Raw genomic sequence first — 17,010 nt, 5'->3', positions numbered from 1 at the left:
TTCCTCTTTACCGAAATTCTGAAAAGATTAGGGAAAGAGCCAGTTAAACTGACTCCTTCTATTTATCTTGCCAATTGGTCGCGCGTTCCTCTCCCCACCAGTAAGGGATCAATTCGGCAACCTTAATTGTTTCTCTTGTTTCGTAGTCCACCATGAACTCTGCTTCTTTATTTTCAGTATTCAATTCTAAGAGAAATTCTCTGCAAGCGCCACAGGGCATGCCTGATCCTTCGCCGTAGGGAGGTTTGTCTCGAAAGGCGAGGATTTTCTTAACTTTAGTTTGTCCTGAAAATTGATACATATTGAAGAGAGCCGCTCGTTCTGCACAGAGATGAAAAACACCACAAGTGCCCTCCATACAAAATCCTGTGAAGATCTGACCATCTTCTGCTTCTACCGCAGCAACAACATGGTTAGCATAAACAAAGTCAGAAACTTCATGGGGATTGTATAAAGTTCGTGCTTCTTCATACATTTTTTCCCATGCATCCATCAGAAGTCCTTTTTATTTAGAAATCTCTTTCAGCATGTTTTCAATATGCTGGATTGACTTTTCACGTCCGAGTAAGAAAATGGTGTCTGGTAATTCTGGTCCATGCATTTCACCTGAAACGGCAATACGAATCGGCATGAAGAGGTTTTTCCCTTTGATACCTGTTTCTTTTTGAACTGCTTTGATTTGTGGGAAGATGTTTTCTGTCACAAATTCCTCATCTGTCATGGCTTCTAGTTTCGCTTTGAAGGCTTCTAGAACAACAGGAACGGTTTCTCCTGCCATGACCTCGCGCTCAGCATCTGTCAGCTCTGGGAAGTCTGAGAAGAAAAGGTCTGTCAATGGAACGATTTCATCCACTGACTTCATTTGTGGTTTGTAGAGTTCCACCAATTTTTCGGCCTTGTCAGTCAAGCGTCCTGCTTCTTCTAGGAATGGTTTTGCCATTTCAAAGATGGTTGCTAAGTCAGCTCTCTTGATGTAATCATTGCTCATCCAGTCCAGTTTCTTCTGGTCGAAGGCTGCTGGAGACTTGCTAAGGCGGTTTTCATCAAAGAGTTTAATCAATTCCTCACGAGAGAAGATTTCGTCTTCCCCACCAGGGTTCCAGCCAAGAAGGGCAATAAAGTTAAAGACTGCTTCTGGAAGATAGCCTTTTTTACGGTAGTCTTCGATAAACTGAAGGGTGTTAGTGTCCCGTTTAGACAATTTTTTACCCGTTTCAGAGTTGATGATCAAAGTCATGTGACCGAACTCTGGCGCTTCCCAACCAAGAGCCTCATAAACCATGAGCTGTTTTGGGGTGTTGGCAATATGGTCATCACCGCGGATAACATGAGAAATCTGCATATCGTGGTCATCAATAACAACAGCAAAGTTGTAAGTTGGGTAGCCATCTTTCTTTTGAATCACCCAGTCACCACCGATGTTGCCACCTTCAAACTCGATATCACCTTTGACCATATCATGCCATTTGTAGATACCAGACTCATTGACAGCCAAACGGACAGTTGGGATAATACCAGCTGCTTCACGTTCTGCGATGTAGGCAGCTTTTTCTTCTTCGCTCATACCAAGATATTCATTGATGTAACGTGGTGTTTCGCCAGCTGCTTCTTGGCGTTCACGCTCAGCCGCCAACTCTTCTTCTGTGACGTAAGATTTGTAGGCTTTTCCTTCAGCTAGCAATTGGTCGATGTATTTTTGATAGAGTTCCAAACGCTCAGACTGGCGGTAGTTTGCATGAGTTTCTGGGCTCTCATCCCAATCCATACCCAACCAGCGAAGATTTTCAAGCTGTGAACGTTCTCCATCCTCAACATGGCGTTTACGGTCAGTATCTTCGATACGAATGATAAAAGTTCCACCATGATGGCGTGCGTAAAGGTAGTTAAACAATGCTGTACGGGCATTTCCGATGTGTAGTAGTCCTGTTGGACTTGGTGCGTAGCGTACGCGGATATCTTTTGACATAGTTTCTCCTATAAAGTCTCTAGGCGTCTGCCTTTTTGCTTTCTATATTATATCACAAGTCTCGCCTGAGTCCAATGTCTACGAATAAAGAGAGTAAAAAGAGTGGGCAAGCCACTCTTTTCTTCTATTATAGACGTGCGTTAAGCTCTTTGCTCAATTCTTCAAACCCTGGTTTTCCAAGAAGGGCAAACATGTTGCGTTTGTAGGCTTCAACACCTGGTTGGTCAAATGGGTTGATGGCATTCAAGTAACCTGAAAGGGCAATTGCCAATTCGAAGAAGTAGATAGTGTAACCAAGAGTGAAAGCGTCTTGCTCTGGAAGAGTCACGTACATGTTTGGCACATCACCGTCAGTGTGGGCAAGAAGAACACCGTCAGTTGCTTTTTTGTTTACAAAGTCAACGTCTTTTCCTTGAAGGTAACCAAGTCCATCAAGGTCTTCTTCCAAAGTAGGGATAATCACGTTCTTACGTGGTTTGTCAACACGGACAACTGTTTCAAACATGATACGAGTTCCTTCTTGGATAAATTGACCCAATGAGTGCAAGTCAGTTGAGAAGTTGGCTGAAGTTGGGTAGATTCCTTTTTGGTCTTTCCCTTCTGACTCACCAGCCAATTGTTTCCACCATTCTGAGAAGTATTGAAGTGATGGCTCGTAGTTTACCAAGATTTCAGTAGCGTAGCCTTTGCGGTAAAGGATGTTACGAACTGCTGCGTATTGGTAAGCTTCATTTTCAGCAATCTTGTCTGAAGTGTAGTCTTTACGAGCTGCATTCGCACCTTCCATAAGAGCTTTGATGTCTGCACCTGATGCTGCGATTGGAAGCAAACCAACTGCTGTCAATACTGAGAAACGTCCACCGATGTCGTCTGGAACCACAAATGTTTCCCAACCGTTGGCATCTGCTTCAACCTTAACAGCACCTTTTTGGCGGTCAGTTGTAGCATAGATACGTTTGTTAGCTTCTTCTTGTCCGTATTTCTTAACCAAGAGTTCTTTGAAGACACGGAAAGCGATCGCTGGTTCTGTTGTTGTACCTGATTTAGAAATCACGTTTACTGAGAAGTCTTTGTCAGCTACGTACTCTACCAAGTCAGCAAGGTAAGTAGATGAGATTGAGTTTCCTGCGTAAAGGATTTGTGGAGCTTTGCGTTCTTCTTTTGTTTGCAAGTTCGCAAAGTGGTGGTTCAAGAAGTCGATAGCTGCTTTAGCACCAAGGTAAGATCCACCGATACCGATTACAACCAAGACATCGCTATCTGTTTTGATTTGCTCAGCAGCTTTCAAGATGCGGTCGAATTCTTCACGGTCATAGTTTTCAGGAAGGTCCAACCAACCTAAAAAGTCGCTACCAGCACCAGTTCCTTTACGAATCAATTCGTCTGCAGCTGTTACTTGTGCTTGCATGTATTCCACTTCATGTGGGGCAACAAATTTGTCTAAAACTTTTGAATAATCAAATTTAATATGTGACATGATAATCCTCCAAAATTTCTTCTTTTCTATCATAACGCTTACCTTCGATTTTTTCAAGCTTTTTTATTGAATTTGCCCAATTTTTATTAGAATTCAAACGTTTGCGTAAATTTGCTAAAATATAAAAAATCTGAAAGGACGAATAAAAACGGCTAGAGACTCTAACCGTTACAATTCATTTAATAAATACTCAAATAATTCTAAATTGCCATCTTCTTCATTGACCAGGAACTCTGGGTGCCACTGTAAACCGATAATACGATGCTCGTCGACAGACTCAATCGCTTCCACTGTCTGATCTCGAGGGTCCACCGCTGTTACACGGAAATTAGGTGCCAGATCTTTGATACTTTGACGATGGACTGAGTTGACCTGACTTTCTCTTCCAAACAACTTAGCCACCACACTCCCTTCTACCGTCTCAATAGAATGAGAGGTCCCAAAAGGCAAGCCTTGCCAGTGACCTTCAACTTCTTGGTGGAGAGTGCCACCAAAAGCAACATTGACCAGCTGAACTCCTCGACAGATTGCCATAATTGGTTTATTCTGACGGAGCGCTTCTTTCAAGAGAGCTAGTTCAAACTCATCGCGTACAAGGTTGTAATCATCACTCTCAATAGTCTTTTTCTCTCCATAAAACTGAGGATGAACATTTTGCCCACCTGTCAAGATGAGTTTGTCAATCATTTCCACATAATCGCGTACAATGGACTCATCCCCTACAGGAATCACTAAAGGGAGACCACCGACTTGACGAATGCTCTCTGCAAATTTACAGGATACAGATGAGTGAATGTTTTTCCCTTCTGCATCTACAGGACATAGATTTGCAGCAACTCCTACAACCGTTCTAGCCATGATGTGTCTCCTTTCGATTTTCTTGCGACAGTCTTATCTTATCACTCCAACCCTTTCCTGTCTAATATGTTTTTTCAAAGACCGTGATAAGTATTTTTTATGGACAAGAAAAAGCTGCCCACGAGGACAACTTTTTTATTCGAAGACAAATTGATTGTGATACAGTTCTGAGTAGAAACCGCCAAGTTTGAGCAACTCGTGATGATTTCCACGTTCAATAACCTCTCCATCTTTGAGGACAATAATCTGATTGGCATTGAGGATGGTCTTGAGACGATGGGCAATGACAAAACTGGTTCGTCCTGCTACAACTGCCTCCATGGCATGTTGAATCTTGCTTTCTGTTACGGTATCCACATTGGAAGTCGCTTCATCTAAAATTAGGACTTGAGGATCTGTCATCAAGGTTCGAGCGATGGAAATCAATTGTTTCTGCCCAGTCGAGAAGATATTTTGCTCATCATCAATAAGGGTATCATACTTGTCAGGCAAGCTTTCGATATAGTCATGAATATGAGTTGCCTTGGCAGCTGCTTCGACCATTTCCTGACTGGCATCTGGCACACCAAAGCGGATATTGTCTCGGATTGTTCCGCTAAACAAGACCGAATCCTGCAGGACAATCCCGACCTTGCTCCGCAGACTGTCCAAGTCGTAGTCACGGATGTCTTTGCCATCAAAGCAAATGCTGCCTGCATCCACATCGTAGAAACGATTGATGAGGTTCATGATGGTCGTTTTCCCTGAGCCAGTCGGACCGACAACTGCTATCATCTGCCCCTTAGGAGCTGAAATGCTAACATCTTTTAAAATCGGCTTGTCTGGCACATAAGAGAAATCAATGTGACTGATTTCAACGCCTTCTCGCAATTCCGTAAAGGCAGGGGCATTTTGCGGACGAATCTCTTCTTCTGCATCGAACATTTCTTGGATACGATCCGCCCCAGTAAAGGCCAACTGGAGGCTCCCCCAACTCGCAGCCACCTGGATAATCGGCTGGTAGTACTGCTGAGAAAATTGGGTAAACATGACAATCAAACCTAGGGCTGTTGTTGTTTCGATACTTGGATCGTTCAGCAGGACCGCAGAACCAGCAAAAATGACGATGGCCGTATTGACCAAGCTCATCCCATTCATAACTGGAAAGAGGATACCTGAGAACATTCTCCCTTTAAAAGTTGCCTTGCGCACGCGCTCATTTTGCTCCACAAAGCCTGCTACGATATCATCTTGAATTCCTTGTACGATAACAGCTTTCTGTCCAGAAATACTCTCGTCCATGTAGGCGTTTAGTTTCCCAACCTCTTTTTGCTGGAGATTAGTGTACTTGCGGGCCATTTTCACGATGAAGACCAACATGAGAAAGGCCACTGGAGTACTGGCTACTGTTATCAGGGCTAGCGTCACATTTCTTGAAAACATGACAAAAATCAAACCGATGTAAAGAGCAATATTGCTCATGACCTGAACTAGGCTTTCATTGAAGGCTTGAAGGATGTTATCCAAGTCACTCGTGAAGCGAGAAAGGATGTCGCCATCCTGATGGCGGTCAAAGAAGGAAACCGTCAAACGAGAGAGTTTGCCAAAAAGGCCCTTACGCATCTCATTTGTTGACTCAGCAATCACACGGGTCATCAAGGTCATGTAAATCAAACTGGATACCACTAATGCGAGAACAACCAGAGCTAGATTCAGCATCAGAGCTGACAAACTCTGCCAGGCTAGTTCGGAAGTTCCATTTTGATAAGCTAGAACTAGGTTAGCGAGCTCTGTGACTGCTTGACCTGAAAAAACTGGAAAGAGGGCTTGGGCAATCGTCGCAACTGCAACCATCAGAATCACAATGACAAAGGAGAACTTGTAAACTTTAAAATAATTCCAGAAAAATCGAACGGTTTTCATTTTATTCCTCCTTTCCCTTTTGTGTTTCGTAGATTTCGCGGTAGACGGCATTGTTAGCTACCAAATCTGCATGCCGTCCTTCTCCAATCAAGCGTCCTTGGTCTAAGACCAAAATCTTGTCTGCATGGACGACTGAACTGATCTTTTGAGCGATGATAATCGTGGTCGTCCCTTTCAGGTCTTTGTTCAAAGCTTCCTGTACGAGTCTCTCTGACTTGGCATCCAAGGCAGAAGTTGAATCGTCAAAAATCAGGATACGGGGATTGCTGACAATCCCACGGGCAATCGACATCCGTTGCTTTTGTCCACCAGAAAAGTTGGTGCCACGTTCTTCAACCTGACTCTCAAATTTGTTTTCCATGCGCCCGATAAATTCGCTGGCTTGGGCAATCCGTGCTGCACGTTCCATTTCTGACACGCTGGCATTGCCTTTTCCTTGGCGAAGATTATCTGCAATGGTCCCGCTAAAGAGAATAGCACGTTGCAAGACAATGGAAACTGTTTTACGTAAGGTTCCCTCGCTGACGTCTCGAATATCCTTGCCACCAATCTTGATAGATCCCTCCTGCGGATCAAAAAGTCGTGGAATTAACTGAGCTAGAGTAGACTTCCCTGCTCCAGTAGCCCCAACCACACCGACCATCTGACCAGGCGCAATTTCAAAGGTTACATTCTTCAGCATAGGCTCATCATCATTAGGATAGGTGAAGGTCACATTTTCAAAAGAGAGACTTCCTTCTAACTCTTCGTCTGGGAGATCTTTAAAGGACATCGCTGGCTCGGTATCTAGAATCTCTCGGATACGACGCAAGGAAATCATGGCACGGCTGACAGAATTTCCTAAAAACCCAACCATGATGATGGTAAAGATAATCTGGCTGAGATAGTTGATAAAGGAAGCAATCGAGCCCACTACAGACGGATCTGACTGAGCCATTCCAGCCACCAACCAGATAGAGAGGAAGACCGCTCCATAGCCGACTAGCATCATAACGGGTTCTATAACTGAGAAGGCATAACCGATATAAAGATTTTGTCCGAGAAGTTCATCTGAAACCTCGGTAAATTTGTCAAATTGTGCTTTTTCTTGTACAAAGGATTTAACCACGCGCACACCACGTAGATTTTCCTTGGCGATAGCATTGATCCGTTCAAGAAGGGTTTGAAACTTAGCAAATCGTGGCCCCATCATCCCCATCATGATGGCAGTTAGTGCAAAGATTAGGAGCACCATGAGGACAATCACCCACCAAAGTGACGGAAGAGTGTGAACCGCCAAGATAAAGGAACCGATAAAGAGAAGAGGAAGACGGAAGAGGATTTGAAAAGCCATCATCACCACGTTCTGAATTTGGTTGATATCATTGGTCATTCGGACGACAAGGTTACCTGCATTGAATTGCTCGATATTGGCATAAGAAAAAGTCTGAATCTTGCGAAATGCGTCTTCACGAAGGTCCGAAGACACTCCTTGGGCAATATAGGCTGCAAGTGTCACATTGACCCCACCTGCCACCAGACCGACTAGGGCTACTCCTATCAGCCAAGCGCCAATACTATAAATAGCCTCATTTTGACCAGCCAACAAAGCCTCTAACACCTCTTGCAGATAGCGCGGTTGCAAGAGCGAGCTCGCAACCATCAAGCCTGTCATCATTAATGATGCCAAGGCCTGCCATTTATAGGTTTTTATTTTTTTAATGAGCATATTTCCTCCTAATAAAATAGATAAAGGGAGCGACATCCTGCGTCAGCTCCTTCTCATTCGTTCATATTGATGCTATTCTAGCAAAAAAGAGGCATCTTGTCAAAGAAGTCTCCTTATTATAAATTAGTACGCTTTCATCTACAGGTGATGCATGAAAAGGCTTTTTATGGTAAAATGAAAGGAAGAACTCTTACAAGGAGGAAAAGATGAAGAAACAAACCATCGCTGTCTTGGGTCCTGGTTCTTGGGGAACTGCCCTTTCGCAGGTCCTAAACGACAATGGACACGAGGTTCGAATTTGGGGAAATATTTCTGACCAAATTGATGAAATCAATAACCAGCATACAAACAAACGCTACTTTAAAGATATTCTACTCGACGAAAAAATTAAAGCCTATCATGACTTAGAAGAAACACTAAAGGATGTGGATGCTGTTTTATTTGTAGTCCCAACAAAAGTAACGAGACTGGTTGCCCAACAAGTAGCAAAGGTGCTCGATCACAAGGTTGTCATCATGCATGCCTCCAAAGGCTTGGAACCAGATAGCCACAAACGTCTATCAACTATTCTTGAAGAGGAAATTCCAGCTGACCTCCGTAGTGAAGTCGTTGTTGTCTCAGGACCTAGCCATGCTGAGGAAACGATTGTACGCGATATTACCTTGATTACCGCAGCCTCTAAAGACCTTGAAACTGCTCAGTACGTCCAAAATCTCTTTAGCAATCACTACTTCCGTCTCTATACTAATACGGATGTTATCGGAGTTGAAACCGCTGGTGCTCTCAAAAACATCATCGCAGTTGGCGCTGGAGCACTACATGGTCTAGGCTTTGGCGACAATGCCAAGGCGGCTATCATTGCTCGTGGCTTAGCTGAAATCACCCGTCTAGGGGTCGCTCTTGGAGCTAACCCTCTGACTTATAGCGGGCTTTCTGGAGTTGGGGATTTGATCGTAACGGGAACATCTGTCCACTCTCGTAACTGGAGGGCAGGTGATGCTCTCGGTCGTGGAGAATCCCTCGCAGACATCGAAGCAAACATGGGCATGGTCATTGAAGGCATTTCAACAACTCGAGCAGCTTACGAACTGGCTCAGGAATTGGGTGTCTACATGCCAATCACACAGGCTATTTACCGAGTTATCTACGAAGGTGTCAATATCAAAGAAGCAATCACTGACATCATGAACAATGAATTTAAAGCAGAAAACGAATGGTCATAGACCCTTATAGAAAGGAACATCATGAAACAAAAAGTCAGAAAAGCAGTCATCCCTGCCGCTGGATTGGGAACCCGTTTCCTCCCAGCAACTAAGGCCTTGGCCAAGGAAATGTTGCCAATCGTAGACAAGCCAACTATCCAGTTTATCGTTGAAGAAGCCCTCAAGTCTGGCATTGAAGATATCTTGGTTGTTACGGGTAAGTCAAAACGTTCTATTGAGGACCACTTCGATTCAAACTTCGAATTGGAATACAACCTCAAAGAAAAAGGGAAAACAGATCTTTTGAAGCTGGTTGATGAGACAACTGGTATGCGCCTGCATTTTATCCGCCAAACGCATCCACGTGGTCTCGGAGATGCTGTCTTGCAAGCCAAAGCTTTCGTCGGAAATGAACCTTTTGTCGTTATGCTTGGTGATGACTTGATGGATATCACGGACGAAAAGGCTGTTCCACTTACCAAACAACTCATGGATGACTACGAGCGTACTCACGCGTCTACTATCGCTGTTATGCCAGTCCCTCATGACGAAGTATCTGCCTATGGGGTTATTGCTCCGCAAGGCGAAGGAAAAGACGGCCTTTACAGCGTTGAAACCTTCGTTGAAAAACCAGCGCCAGAGGATGCTCCTAGCGACCTTGCTATCATCGGACGCTACCTCCTCACTCCTGAAATTTTCCAAATCCTCGAAAACCAAGCTCCAGGTGCAGGAAATGAAATTCAGCTGACAGATGCAATCGATACCCTCAATAAAACACAACGTGTATTTGCTCGTGAATTCAAGGGAGCTCGTTACGATGTCGGAGATAAGTTTGGCTTTATGAAAACATCTATCGACTACGCGCTCAAACACCCACAAGTCAAAGACGACTTGAAAGACTACCTCATCCAACTCGGGAAAGAGTTAGCTGAGGGGGAATAGAAGAAAAACAAAGCTCTTAAATAAGGGCTTTTTTGTTGAAGCTTGCAATAAAAAAAGCCATCTTTGCAGATGACTTATTAGCAACCGAACCGGTGCTTGCATTTAACTATTCCATCCCTACACATAGCTCATTCCCTTATAGCAAAGGAAAACAGCTAGTGCGATAAAAAGTACAGTTGCTCCGATTCGCTGGCTGGTACTATACATCTTTCTCTCCCATTTGACTGGGAAGATGACTGCTAGAAAGGCACCGCCTACTGCACCTCCGATATGGCCTGCTAGGCTGATTCCTGGAATCAGAACACTTCCAATGATATTTATCACGAAAAGTGTCAGATAGGATTGCCCCAACTGCTGGATATAGGGGTTGCGAGTTGCGTAACGCAAGACGATAATCGCAGCAAATAGTCCGTAAAGAGAAGTGGACGCTCCTGCTGCTACAACTTTCGGCGTGAAAGCAAAAACAAAGAGATTGCCCATCATTCCTGATAAGAGATAGAGAAAGAAGAATTGCTTAGAACCGAAAATCTCCTCCACCTGTCGTCCAAGAAAGTAGAGTGAAATCATATTGACAATGAAATGTTCCCAACCGATATGTACAAATATAGCCGAAAAAAGGCGCCATATCTGCTCGGGAAACAAACGAATGATCGGTCCATACATGGCTCCAAACTGAAGTAAGGTATCTGCTCGTTCAAAATTTAAACCTGTAAGAACCAACATCAAGAGAAATACCAATGCTGTTACTAGGAGGAAGAAACTAGTCACAGGATAACGTTTATCAAAGATTTCCTTCATAGATTAGCACCTCCTGGACGGGAATATCATGGTTTTCCGAGTTAAACTCCTGAACTTGACAAGGATAGATTGTACTCAGGCTCTGCCCAGCAAAATGTTCCAGATAGCGGTCGTAGTAGCCTCCACCATATCCGATCCGATAGCCCTCTGTTGTAAAAGCCAAACCCGGAACATGAATTAAATCAATCTGAGACGGTTCCACCACTTCCAAGTCTCCTTGCGGTTCCAGTAAACCAAAGGAAGTTTTTACCAACTGTTGCGGATCATAGACCACAAACTCCATTCGTCCCTTGGGATAGGTTTTGGGTATCAGAACCTTTTTGCCGTCCTTCAGCGCCCGCTCAATCAGTTCTTGCGTTTGAAATTCATGAGTGAAGGAGAGATAGGTTGCGATAGTCTTGGCTTCTTGGTAAAAAGGGTGTTGTAAGAAACGCTCAGTTAAAACTCGATCCATAGCATGTTTTTGCTCCTGAGATAAAGCCTTCATTTCTTGCAAAATTTTCTTGCGTAGTTCTGCTTTCATAGACAACTCCTCTACTCTGCTGCCTTCTTTTTCAAGAAACTAGAGACCGCATCTACCCCAATGGCTAAGGCTTCTTCCTTAGGGCTCATCTGAGGGTGATGAAGGGCGTAGGGACTATCGATACCTAGCCAGAACATAACGCCATCTACCTTCGAAAGGAGATAGCCAAAGTCCTCACCTGTCATAGCAGGCTCGATATCAATCAACTCAATTCCCTCTTTCTCTTCAAAAAAGTCCATCAGTTCACGCGCCAAGGCTAGATTGTTCTCAACAGGTAGGTAGCCCCCTTGTTTAAGTTCGATTTCGACTTCCATCCCAAAGGATGCTGCAACACCTTCTGCTACTGTCTTGACTCTTTTTTGTACTAGTAGACTCATGTCCTGAGTCAAAGCGCGAATGGTTCCATGTAAAAAGGCTGTGTCTGTGATGACATTATTCGCAACACCAGCTTGGAAAACACCAAAGGTCACCACTGCTCCCTCGATGGGGTTAACATTGCGGCTAACCACTGACTGCACCTGAGTGATAAAATAGCTAGCAGCCACCAAAGCATCATTGGCCTCATGTGGAAAAGCAGCGTGTCCACCTTTTCCTTTGAAACGAATCTTCACTTCACAAGTCCCTGCAAAGAGCGTGTGTGTATTGGTCGCAATCTGACCAACTTTCAAATCCGGACGAACATGAAGGCCATAGAACTGGTCTGGTAGCCAGTCCCCAAAAGCGCCGTCCTCATACATGAGCATACCACCAGCTTCATTTTCTTCAGCAGGTTGAAACAGAAAAAGCAGATTATTCTTGGGTTGCTCCTCAAGAGCACGCTCTAAACAGCCCAAGGCAATGGTCATGTGGAAATCATGTCCGCAAGCATGCATACGACCTTGATGTTGGGAAGAAAAAGGAAGGCCTGTTTGTTCAAGGATAGGGAGGCCATCAATGTCTGTTCGCCAACCAATAGTCCGCTTCGGCTGGCTTCCCTGCAAATAGACCAAAATCCCTGTCCGCCAAGTACGGACTTGAACAAAGTCCTTACCCGCAGTCAATTTTTCAATCACATCCAGCAAATAAGCATGAGTCTTGAACTCTTCTAAGCCAATCTCTGGAATCTGGTGCAAATCTCGTCGAGTCTGAATCAAATCTAACATCTATCGATCCTCCTTTTGATAGAAGAAAGAGGCTGGAAGAAGTATCCGCCTCTTTTTATTTTTACAAGGTACGAAGCGCATCTTCTAGCGCTGTTTTTTGTTGGGTTTGGCTGTCGATTTCTTTGATGATACGAGCCGGAACGCCTGCTACCACAACATTTTCTGGGACATCTTGAGTCACGATAGCTCCTGCAGCGACAACTGAACCACTACCGATTTGGACACCTTCGATGACCACTGCATTGGCTCCGATAAGAACATTGTCCCCGACACGGACTGGATCGGCACTAGCTGGCTCAATCACACCTGCTAAAACTGCCCCTGCACCAACGTGGCTATTCTTCCCAACGATGGCACGACCACCAAGGATAGCACCCATATCAATCATGGTTCCTGCACCGATTTCTGCTCCGATATTGATGACAGCTCCCATCATAATGACAGCATTGTCACCAATTTCCACTTGGTCACGGATAATAGCACCTGGTTCGATACGAGCGTTGATATCACGCTTGTCTAGCAAGGGAACTGCCGAATTACGAGCATCTTGCTCGACAACATAATCTTGATTTTCTACCAAGCCTTCGAGAAGCGGAGCGATATCCTTCCAATCTCCAAAAAGAACATTGCCTAGTTTGACAACAGAGCTAGGAACAGCAGACGCTAGTTGTCCTTCAAAGGTTACTTTGACACTGGTTTTCTTCTCTGCATTGGCGATAAATTGGATGATTTCTTGGGCATTCATTTTTGTGGCAGTCATAGGCGCCTCCTGGTTCATTATAATGATACCTATTCTACCAAAAAAGACTTCAAATTTGAAGCCTAAACTATCAAATAATCATCTTTACTGGGCTTGTTTTGCTTCTTCTACAGATAAGAAAATCATCGGAACGATAATCAATACCATAGCTAAAGCCAAAAAACCATCCATGACCGATCCCAGAAAAAGAACACTTAATAAAGCTGAAGAGAGCGGTTCACTAGCACTCACCACTGATACAACCAGCGGGGAAACGAGTGACACAGCCTTCATAGATAGGAAGAAGGCAAAAGCAGTACCAAACACGGCAATCGTCAGACAAATCAGCACACTTACCAGATCCACTTGAAAACTTATCTGATAAATAGGGTAAAGGAAATTACTAAAGAGACCTGCCAGAATCATCCCCCAACCAACAGTCGGAACAAATCCGTAGCGCCGTGCAAAGCGTTGAGGAAGGATAACATTAAACATGACCCCTACTGCACTGAGCAAACCTGTCACTAGAGCCAAAGGTGTCATGGATAACTGGGACAAATCCCCTTTTGTAGCCATCAAAAAAACACCTAGCATGGCAATCAAAACATAGAACACAGCTGTAATAGAAGCCTTCTTCTGGTAAATGATTCGATTGTAAAACAGGATAAAAACAGGGCTGATAAATTGCAAAATGGTCGCCGTCGTCGCATTGGAATACTCAACGCAAAGATAGAAGAAAAACTGCACAGAAAAAATACCTAGAATAGCATAGGCTAAAAAAGGTAGATAATTTTTCTTATCACGCCAGATGTCCAACAAGCGGCTACGCAACTGAAAGGCAGATAGACCTAAAACCAAACTCCCCGCCACTAGTAAACGCATAGAAGTAATCCATCCAGAAGACACTGGATAATGAGTGAAAAAATACTCTCCTAAAATCCCACAAATCCCCCAGATTAGGCCTGAGAGTAGCGAGTATACTGTTCCCTTAACAATCTTTTTCTGATAATGATTCATATTATTATTGTAACACGAAACCAACAAAGAAAAAAGTAGCAACAAGGAGAAATTACTAACCTTGCTACTACTCTTTCTTAACGATTAAATAGACGTGAACGTCCTGAAGAACCACTTTGAGTATTTCCACTCGAACTTGAACTTCCAGAGCTACTGCTTGAACTTGATCCTGATCCACTGCTTGAACTTGGAGGAGTCACTGCAGGTAGGCTTCCAAGAATGGTTTTCCAAGCATTCAGATAGTCTGCGTCGCTACCTCCGATGGCAAAGCGGTAAGTGGTTACTGGCGCCCCTTCTTTGCTAGCCCAGTAGCTTGTCACTGTAGAGCCAGAAAGTTCGATTTCCTTACCATTGATAGAAACTTTGCCGGGCTTTTGGCCTGTTGATTGGAGAACTTGGGACTTAGTCACACTTGGGTCAAGATTAAAGCGATCATTTCCCCATATTCCAGGTTCAGCTTGCTGGATAGCATTGACCAAGTAAGCCATGTATTTGGCATTGCGGTAGTGACCAGCACCCTTGGCTAGCGGTCGGTTATCATCATGACCTAACCAGCCACCTAGCGTCAATCTAGGGGTAGAAAGCATGAGCCACATATTTTCATCTTCATTAGTCGTACCAGTTTTTCCGATCCAGTCAGCACGAGCTAGGCCTGGATTGATCGAAGCCAAGTCGGTCTGGAAGCTAGAAGTAATCCGAGATGAAATGACGTCACGGAGCAGACTTTGCATGATGGTTGCTGTCGCTTTTGAATAAACCTGCACAGGCTCATCCTTGTGCTCGTATACCAGTCGGCCATCCGTTGACTCGATCTTCGCGATCATATGTTTCTTATGGTAAACTCCATTGTTGGCCAGAGTTTGATACCCGTTGGTATGCTGGGCAACTGTAACGTCAATCCCTCCACCCATCGGTAAACTTTCAATACCATATTCTGGGATTTCGTAACCCATTTTTTCCATATAGCCTTTGACATCAACACCCTTCTCTCGAAGCGTACGATAAGTCCAGTAGGCTGGGATATTCCATGAGTAGTTAAGGGCTTCTCCCAATGTCATCATGCCTGTACCAGGACTATTGACATGCATGATGGGATTACCGTTTGAAAAGTTGGTTGGATAGTTTGACAAGATACTTGCACTTCCCATCAAACCTTGGTCAATAGCGATACCATAGGCCAATATAGGTTTTGTGGTTGAAGCAGGAGAACGCTTGGTATCGATAGCGTGATTGTTCTGATTTTCTTGATAATTACGACCACCAACAAATCCAAGGATAGCTCCCGTTTGGTTGTCCATGAGGACATTCCCCACCTCAGGCTGGCCTGTCGAATCATCTAGCAGATAGCCGTAGGTCGCAACCGCATTTTGCATCGCAGCATGAACATTTTTATTGATAGTTGTCGTAATCTTATATCCACCATTTTCAATTTCCTTAGTGGCTAAATCACGATAGGATTTCTGAATGGACTCATTCTTTAATTCTTGCGCAGAAACATTATCTCGTTGGACGAGGTAGTCGTACATGCGGTCAGTAGCTTCTGCCAAGGTTGCATAGTAGAGATAGTCACGCGAAGTACCACTAACACTACCTGATGGTAGGAAGTCTTTCTTAAAGTCATAATCTTTGTACTTATCGTAGTCTTCCTGACTTAGAGCTCCTGTCCGATACATATTGTAGAGGACATCCTTGGCACGCTTAATTCCCAGAGCCATGTCCTCATCACTCTTCATGCTACCATCAGATTCATAAGGAGAATAACTGATTGGACTCTGTGGCAATCCTGCGATAAAGGCAGCTTGAGGGACCGTTAAATCCGAAGCATTGACCCCAAAGATTCCTTCTGCAGCCTGCTGGGCACCTGCAATATTTTGGCCTTTATGATTGCGACCAAAAGGTGCTATGTTAAGGTAGGTTGTTAAAATCTCATCCTTACCCATGGCCCGCTCTAAAGCTAGAGCATCAATAATCTCTTTAGCCTTACGAGCTAGAGTTGGAGCATCCCCCACTACTTGTTGCTTGATGACCTGCTGGGTCAAGGTCGAACCACCACTAGACGAGCCTAGACCGACAAAGGTTCCCAAGGTCGCACGAATAACGGCCTTAGGCACAACTCCCTTGTGCTCATTGAAATGCTCGTCCTCTGTCGCAACAATAGCTTTCTTAAGGTTGTCTGAGATAGCATCTGAAGCGACTGAAGTGCGCAGTAAATCGCCCTCGATCGAGGCAATGGTACTGCCATCAGAATAAGTGATTTCTGAGATGGAGGCAATATCCTTCACTTGCTTGACCAACTCTTCTGCTTGAGGGACCTGGGCCTTGTCAAATAGAGCGACTCCATAACCCATAGCTACACCAGCGCCAAACAGTCCACCGATAAAGCCTAGGATAAAGAGAGTGTTAAAAACTATTTTAAACCCACTCAAAACTTTAGCAAAAATAGACCCAGCCTTTCTAACTTTGTCAGAAGAGGTCCCCTTTTTACCGGTTTTCTTATTAGCTAATTTTTCTGCTAGTCTTTTCTTCCATTTTGCAATTCGTTGCATTAGCTGCTGGAAAAAATGCAGCATTTTTGTTTTTAATTCATTAATTCTTTCTTTCATGAATGTCCTCGCTTTCTCTATTATACCATAAAAGGGAAACTTTCAATAAAATAGCCACTTTCTTCCCTATTCCACTAGGCTATTAATCAAGTTTGTGATACAATAGGTAGAAACAATATTTTAAAAAGGAGAA

At 44.0% G+C, this 17,010-nt stretch carries 14 protein-coding genes; 2 read left to right on the top strand and 12 right to left on the bottom strand.

Annotated elements, in window-relative coordinates; all coding sequences use genetic code 11:
- Positions 1-58: 58 nt before the first annotated feature.
- From AB2B49_RS08825 to AB2B49_RS08800, 6 genes are all read right to left on the bottom strand, one after another.
- A complete protein-coding gene (locus tag AB2B49_RS08825) occupies positions 59-493 on the bottom strand; it encodes a cytidine deaminase family protein (protein ID WP_049505387.1) in 435 nt (144 codons plus the stop codon).
- Between the two features lie 12 nt (positions 494-505).
- Positions 506-1,966, bottom strand: a complete 1,461-nt coding sequence (gltX, locus tag AB2B49_RS08820; protein WP_320692076.1) for a glutamate--tRNA ligase — start codon at positions 1,964-1,966, stop codon at positions 506-508.
- Between the two features lie 127 nt (positions 1,967-2,093).
- Positions 2,094-3,443 (bottom strand): glucose-6-phosphate isomerase, encoded by a 1,350-nt coding sequence (locus AB2B49_RS08815; protein WP_000018250.1) that lies wholly within the window; start codon positions 3,441-3,443, stop codon positions 2,094-2,096.
- 168 nt (positions 3,444-3,611) lie between these two features.
- Complete coding sequence (locus AB2B49_RS08810) at positions 3,612-4,301, bottom strand: gamma-glutamyl-gamma-aminobutyrate hydrolase family protein (protein WP_084921494.1); 690 nt, start codon at positions 4,299-4,301, stop codon at positions 3,612-3,614.
- Positions 4,302-4,436: 135 nt separating this feature from the next.
- Positions 4,437-6,203: an ABC transporter ATP-binding protein gene (locus tag AB2B49_RS08805; protein WP_320692075.1), complete on the bottom strand. Its 1,767-nt coding sequence runs from the start codon at positions 6,201-6,203 to the stop codon at positions 4,437-4,439.
- Between the two features lies 1 nt (position 6,204).
- Complete coding sequence (locus AB2B49_RS08800) at positions 6,205-7,911, bottom strand: ABC transporter ATP-binding protein (RefSeq protein ID WP_049505382.1); 1,707 nt, start codon at positions 7,909-7,911, stop codon at positions 6,205-6,207.
- Positions 7,912-8,117: 206 nt separating this feature from the next.
- Between AB2B49_RS08800 and AB2B49_RS08795 the strand changes: the two genes are divergently transcribed.
- Both AB2B49_RS08795 and galU read left to right on the top strand, forming a co-directional pair.
- Positions 8,118-9,134 carry an NAD(P)H-dependent glycerol-3-phosphate dehydrogenase gene (locus tag AB2B49_RS08795; RefSeq protein ID WP_049505381.1) on the top strand — a complete coding sequence of 339 codons (1,017 nt, stop codon included), beginning with the start codon at positions 8,118-8,120 and terminating at the stop codon, positions 9,132-9,134.
- Between the two features lie 21 nt (positions 9,135-9,155).
- Positions 9,156-10,055, top strand: a complete 900-nt coding sequence (gene galU / locus AB2B49_RS08790; RefSeq protein ID WP_000811022.1) for a UTP--glucose-1-phosphate uridylyltransferase GalU — start codon at positions 9,156-9,158, stop codon at positions 10,053-10,055.
- A 117-nt stretch (positions 10,056-10,172) separates the two neighbouring features.
- On the opposite strand, the gene AB2B49_RS08785 is transcribed toward galU, so the two are convergent.
- The 6 genes from AB2B49_RS08785 to pbp1b all read right to left on the bottom strand — a co-directional run bounded on the left by AB2B49_RS08785 (position 10,173) and on the right by pbp1b (position 16,877).
- Entirely contained in the window at positions 10,173-10,853 is a 681-nt protein-coding gene (locus AB2B49_RS08785; protein ID WP_247931667.1) for a rhomboid family intramembrane serine protease, read from the bottom strand.
- Complete coding sequence (locus AB2B49_RS08780) at positions 10,837-11,376, bottom strand: 5-formyltetrahydrofolate cyclo-ligase (protein WP_049505378.1); 540 nt, start codon at positions 11,374-11,376, stop codon at positions 10,837-10,839. Before AB2B49_RS08780 ends, AB2B49_RS08785 begins: the two co-directional genes overlap by 17 nt.
- A gap of 11 nt (positions 11,377-11,387) precedes the next feature.
- Entirely contained in the window at positions 11,388-12,518 is a 1,131-nt protein-coding gene (locus AB2B49_RS08775) for an N-acetyldiaminopimelate deacetylase (RefSeq protein ID WP_049505377.1), read from the bottom strand.
- 61 nt (positions 12,519-12,579) lie between these two features.
- Complete coding sequence (gene dapD / locus AB2B49_RS08770; RefSeq protein WP_049505376.1) at positions 12,580-13,278, bottom strand: 2,3,4,5-tetrahydropyridine-2,6-dicarboxylate N-acetyltransferase; 699 nt, start codon at positions 13,276-13,278, stop codon at positions 12,580-12,582.
- Between the two features lie 84 nt (positions 13,279-13,362).
- On the bottom strand, positions 13,363-14,274 hold the full coding sequence (locus tag AB2B49_RS08765) for a DMT family transporter (RefSeq protein ID WP_049505375.1): 912 nt from the start codon (positions 14,272-14,274) through the stop codon (positions 13,363-13,365).
- Positions 14,275-14,351: 77 nt separating this feature from the next.
- The gene (gene pbp1b / locus AB2B49_RS08760) at positions 14,352-16,877 is read right to left on the bottom strand and encodes a penicillin-binding protein PBP1B (RefSeq protein ID WP_320692074.1); all 2,526 of its coding nucleotides are present in this window, start codon (positions 16,875-16,877) and stop codon (positions 14,352-14,354) included.
- Between the last annotated feature and the right edge of the window lie 133 nt (positions 16,878-17,010).

Origin of the sequence: Streptococcus jiangnanensis (assembly GCF_040888325.1) — a bacterium.
Classification (GTDB): domain Bacteria; phylum Bacillota; class Bacilli; order Lactobacillales; family Streptococcaceae; genus Streptococcus; species Streptococcus jiangnanensis.
This window is presented reverse-complemented; position numbering and strand designations above follow the sequence as displayed.

Excerpts from the sequence above, each read along its gene's own strand:
- AB2B49_RS08810 (WP_084921494.1), bottom strand. The coding sequence starts at position 4,301 with ATGGCTAGAACGGTTGTAGGAGTTGCTGCAAATCTATGTCCTGTAGAT.
- AB2B49_RS08765 (WP_049505375.1), bottom strand. The coding sequence starts at position 14,274 with ATGAATCATTATCAGAAAAAGATTGTTAAGGGAACAGTATACTCGCTA.
- AB2B49_RS08825 (WP_049505387.1), bottom strand. The coding sequence starts at position 493 with ATGGATGCATGGGAAAAAATGTATGAAGAAGCACGAACTTTATACAAT.
- AB2B49_RS08775 (WP_049505377.1), bottom strand. The coding sequence starts at position 12,518 with ATGTTAGATTTGATTCAGACTCGACGAGATTTGCACCAGATTCCAGAG.
- AB2B49_RS08815 (WP_000018250.1), bottom strand. The coding sequence starts at position 3,443 with ATGTCACATATTAAATTTGATTATTCAAAAGTTTTAGACAAATTTGTT.
- AB2B49_RS08800 (WP_049505382.1), bottom strand. The coding sequence starts at position 7,911 with ATGCTCATTAAAAAAATAAAAACCTATAAATGGCAGGCCTTGGCATCA.
- AB2B49_RS08785 (WP_247931667.1), bottom strand. The coding sequence starts at position 10,853 with ATGAAGGAAATCTTTGATAAACGTTATCCTGTGACTAGTTTCTTCCTC.
- gltX (WP_320692076.1), bottom strand. The coding sequence starts at position 1,966 with ATGTCAAAAGATATCCGCGTACGCTACGCACCAAGTCCAACAGGACTA.
- AB2B49_RS08780 (WP_049505378.1), bottom strand. The coding sequence starts at position 11,376 with ATGAAAGCAGAACTACGCAAGAAAATTTTGCAAGAAATGAAGGCTTTA.
- galU (WP_000811022.1), top strand. The coding sequence starts at position 9,156 with ATGAAACAAAAAGTCAGAAAAGCAGTCATCCCTGCCGCTGGATTGGGA.
- dapD (WP_049505376.1), bottom strand. The coding sequence starts at position 13,278 with ATGACTGCCACAAAAATGAATGCCCAAGAAATCATCCAATTTATCGCC.
- pbp1b (WP_320692074.1), bottom strand. The coding sequence starts at position 16,877 with ATGAAAGAAAGAATTAATGAATTAAAAACAAAAATGCTGCATTTTTTC.
- AB2B49_RS08795 (WP_049505381.1), top strand. The coding sequence starts at position 8,118 with ATGAAGAAACAAACCATCGCTGTCTTGGGTCCTGGTTCTTGGGGAACT.
- AB2B49_RS08805 (WP_320692075.1), bottom strand. The coding sequence starts at position 6,203 with ATGAAAACCGTTCGATTTTTCTGGAATTATTTTAAAGTTTACAAGTTC.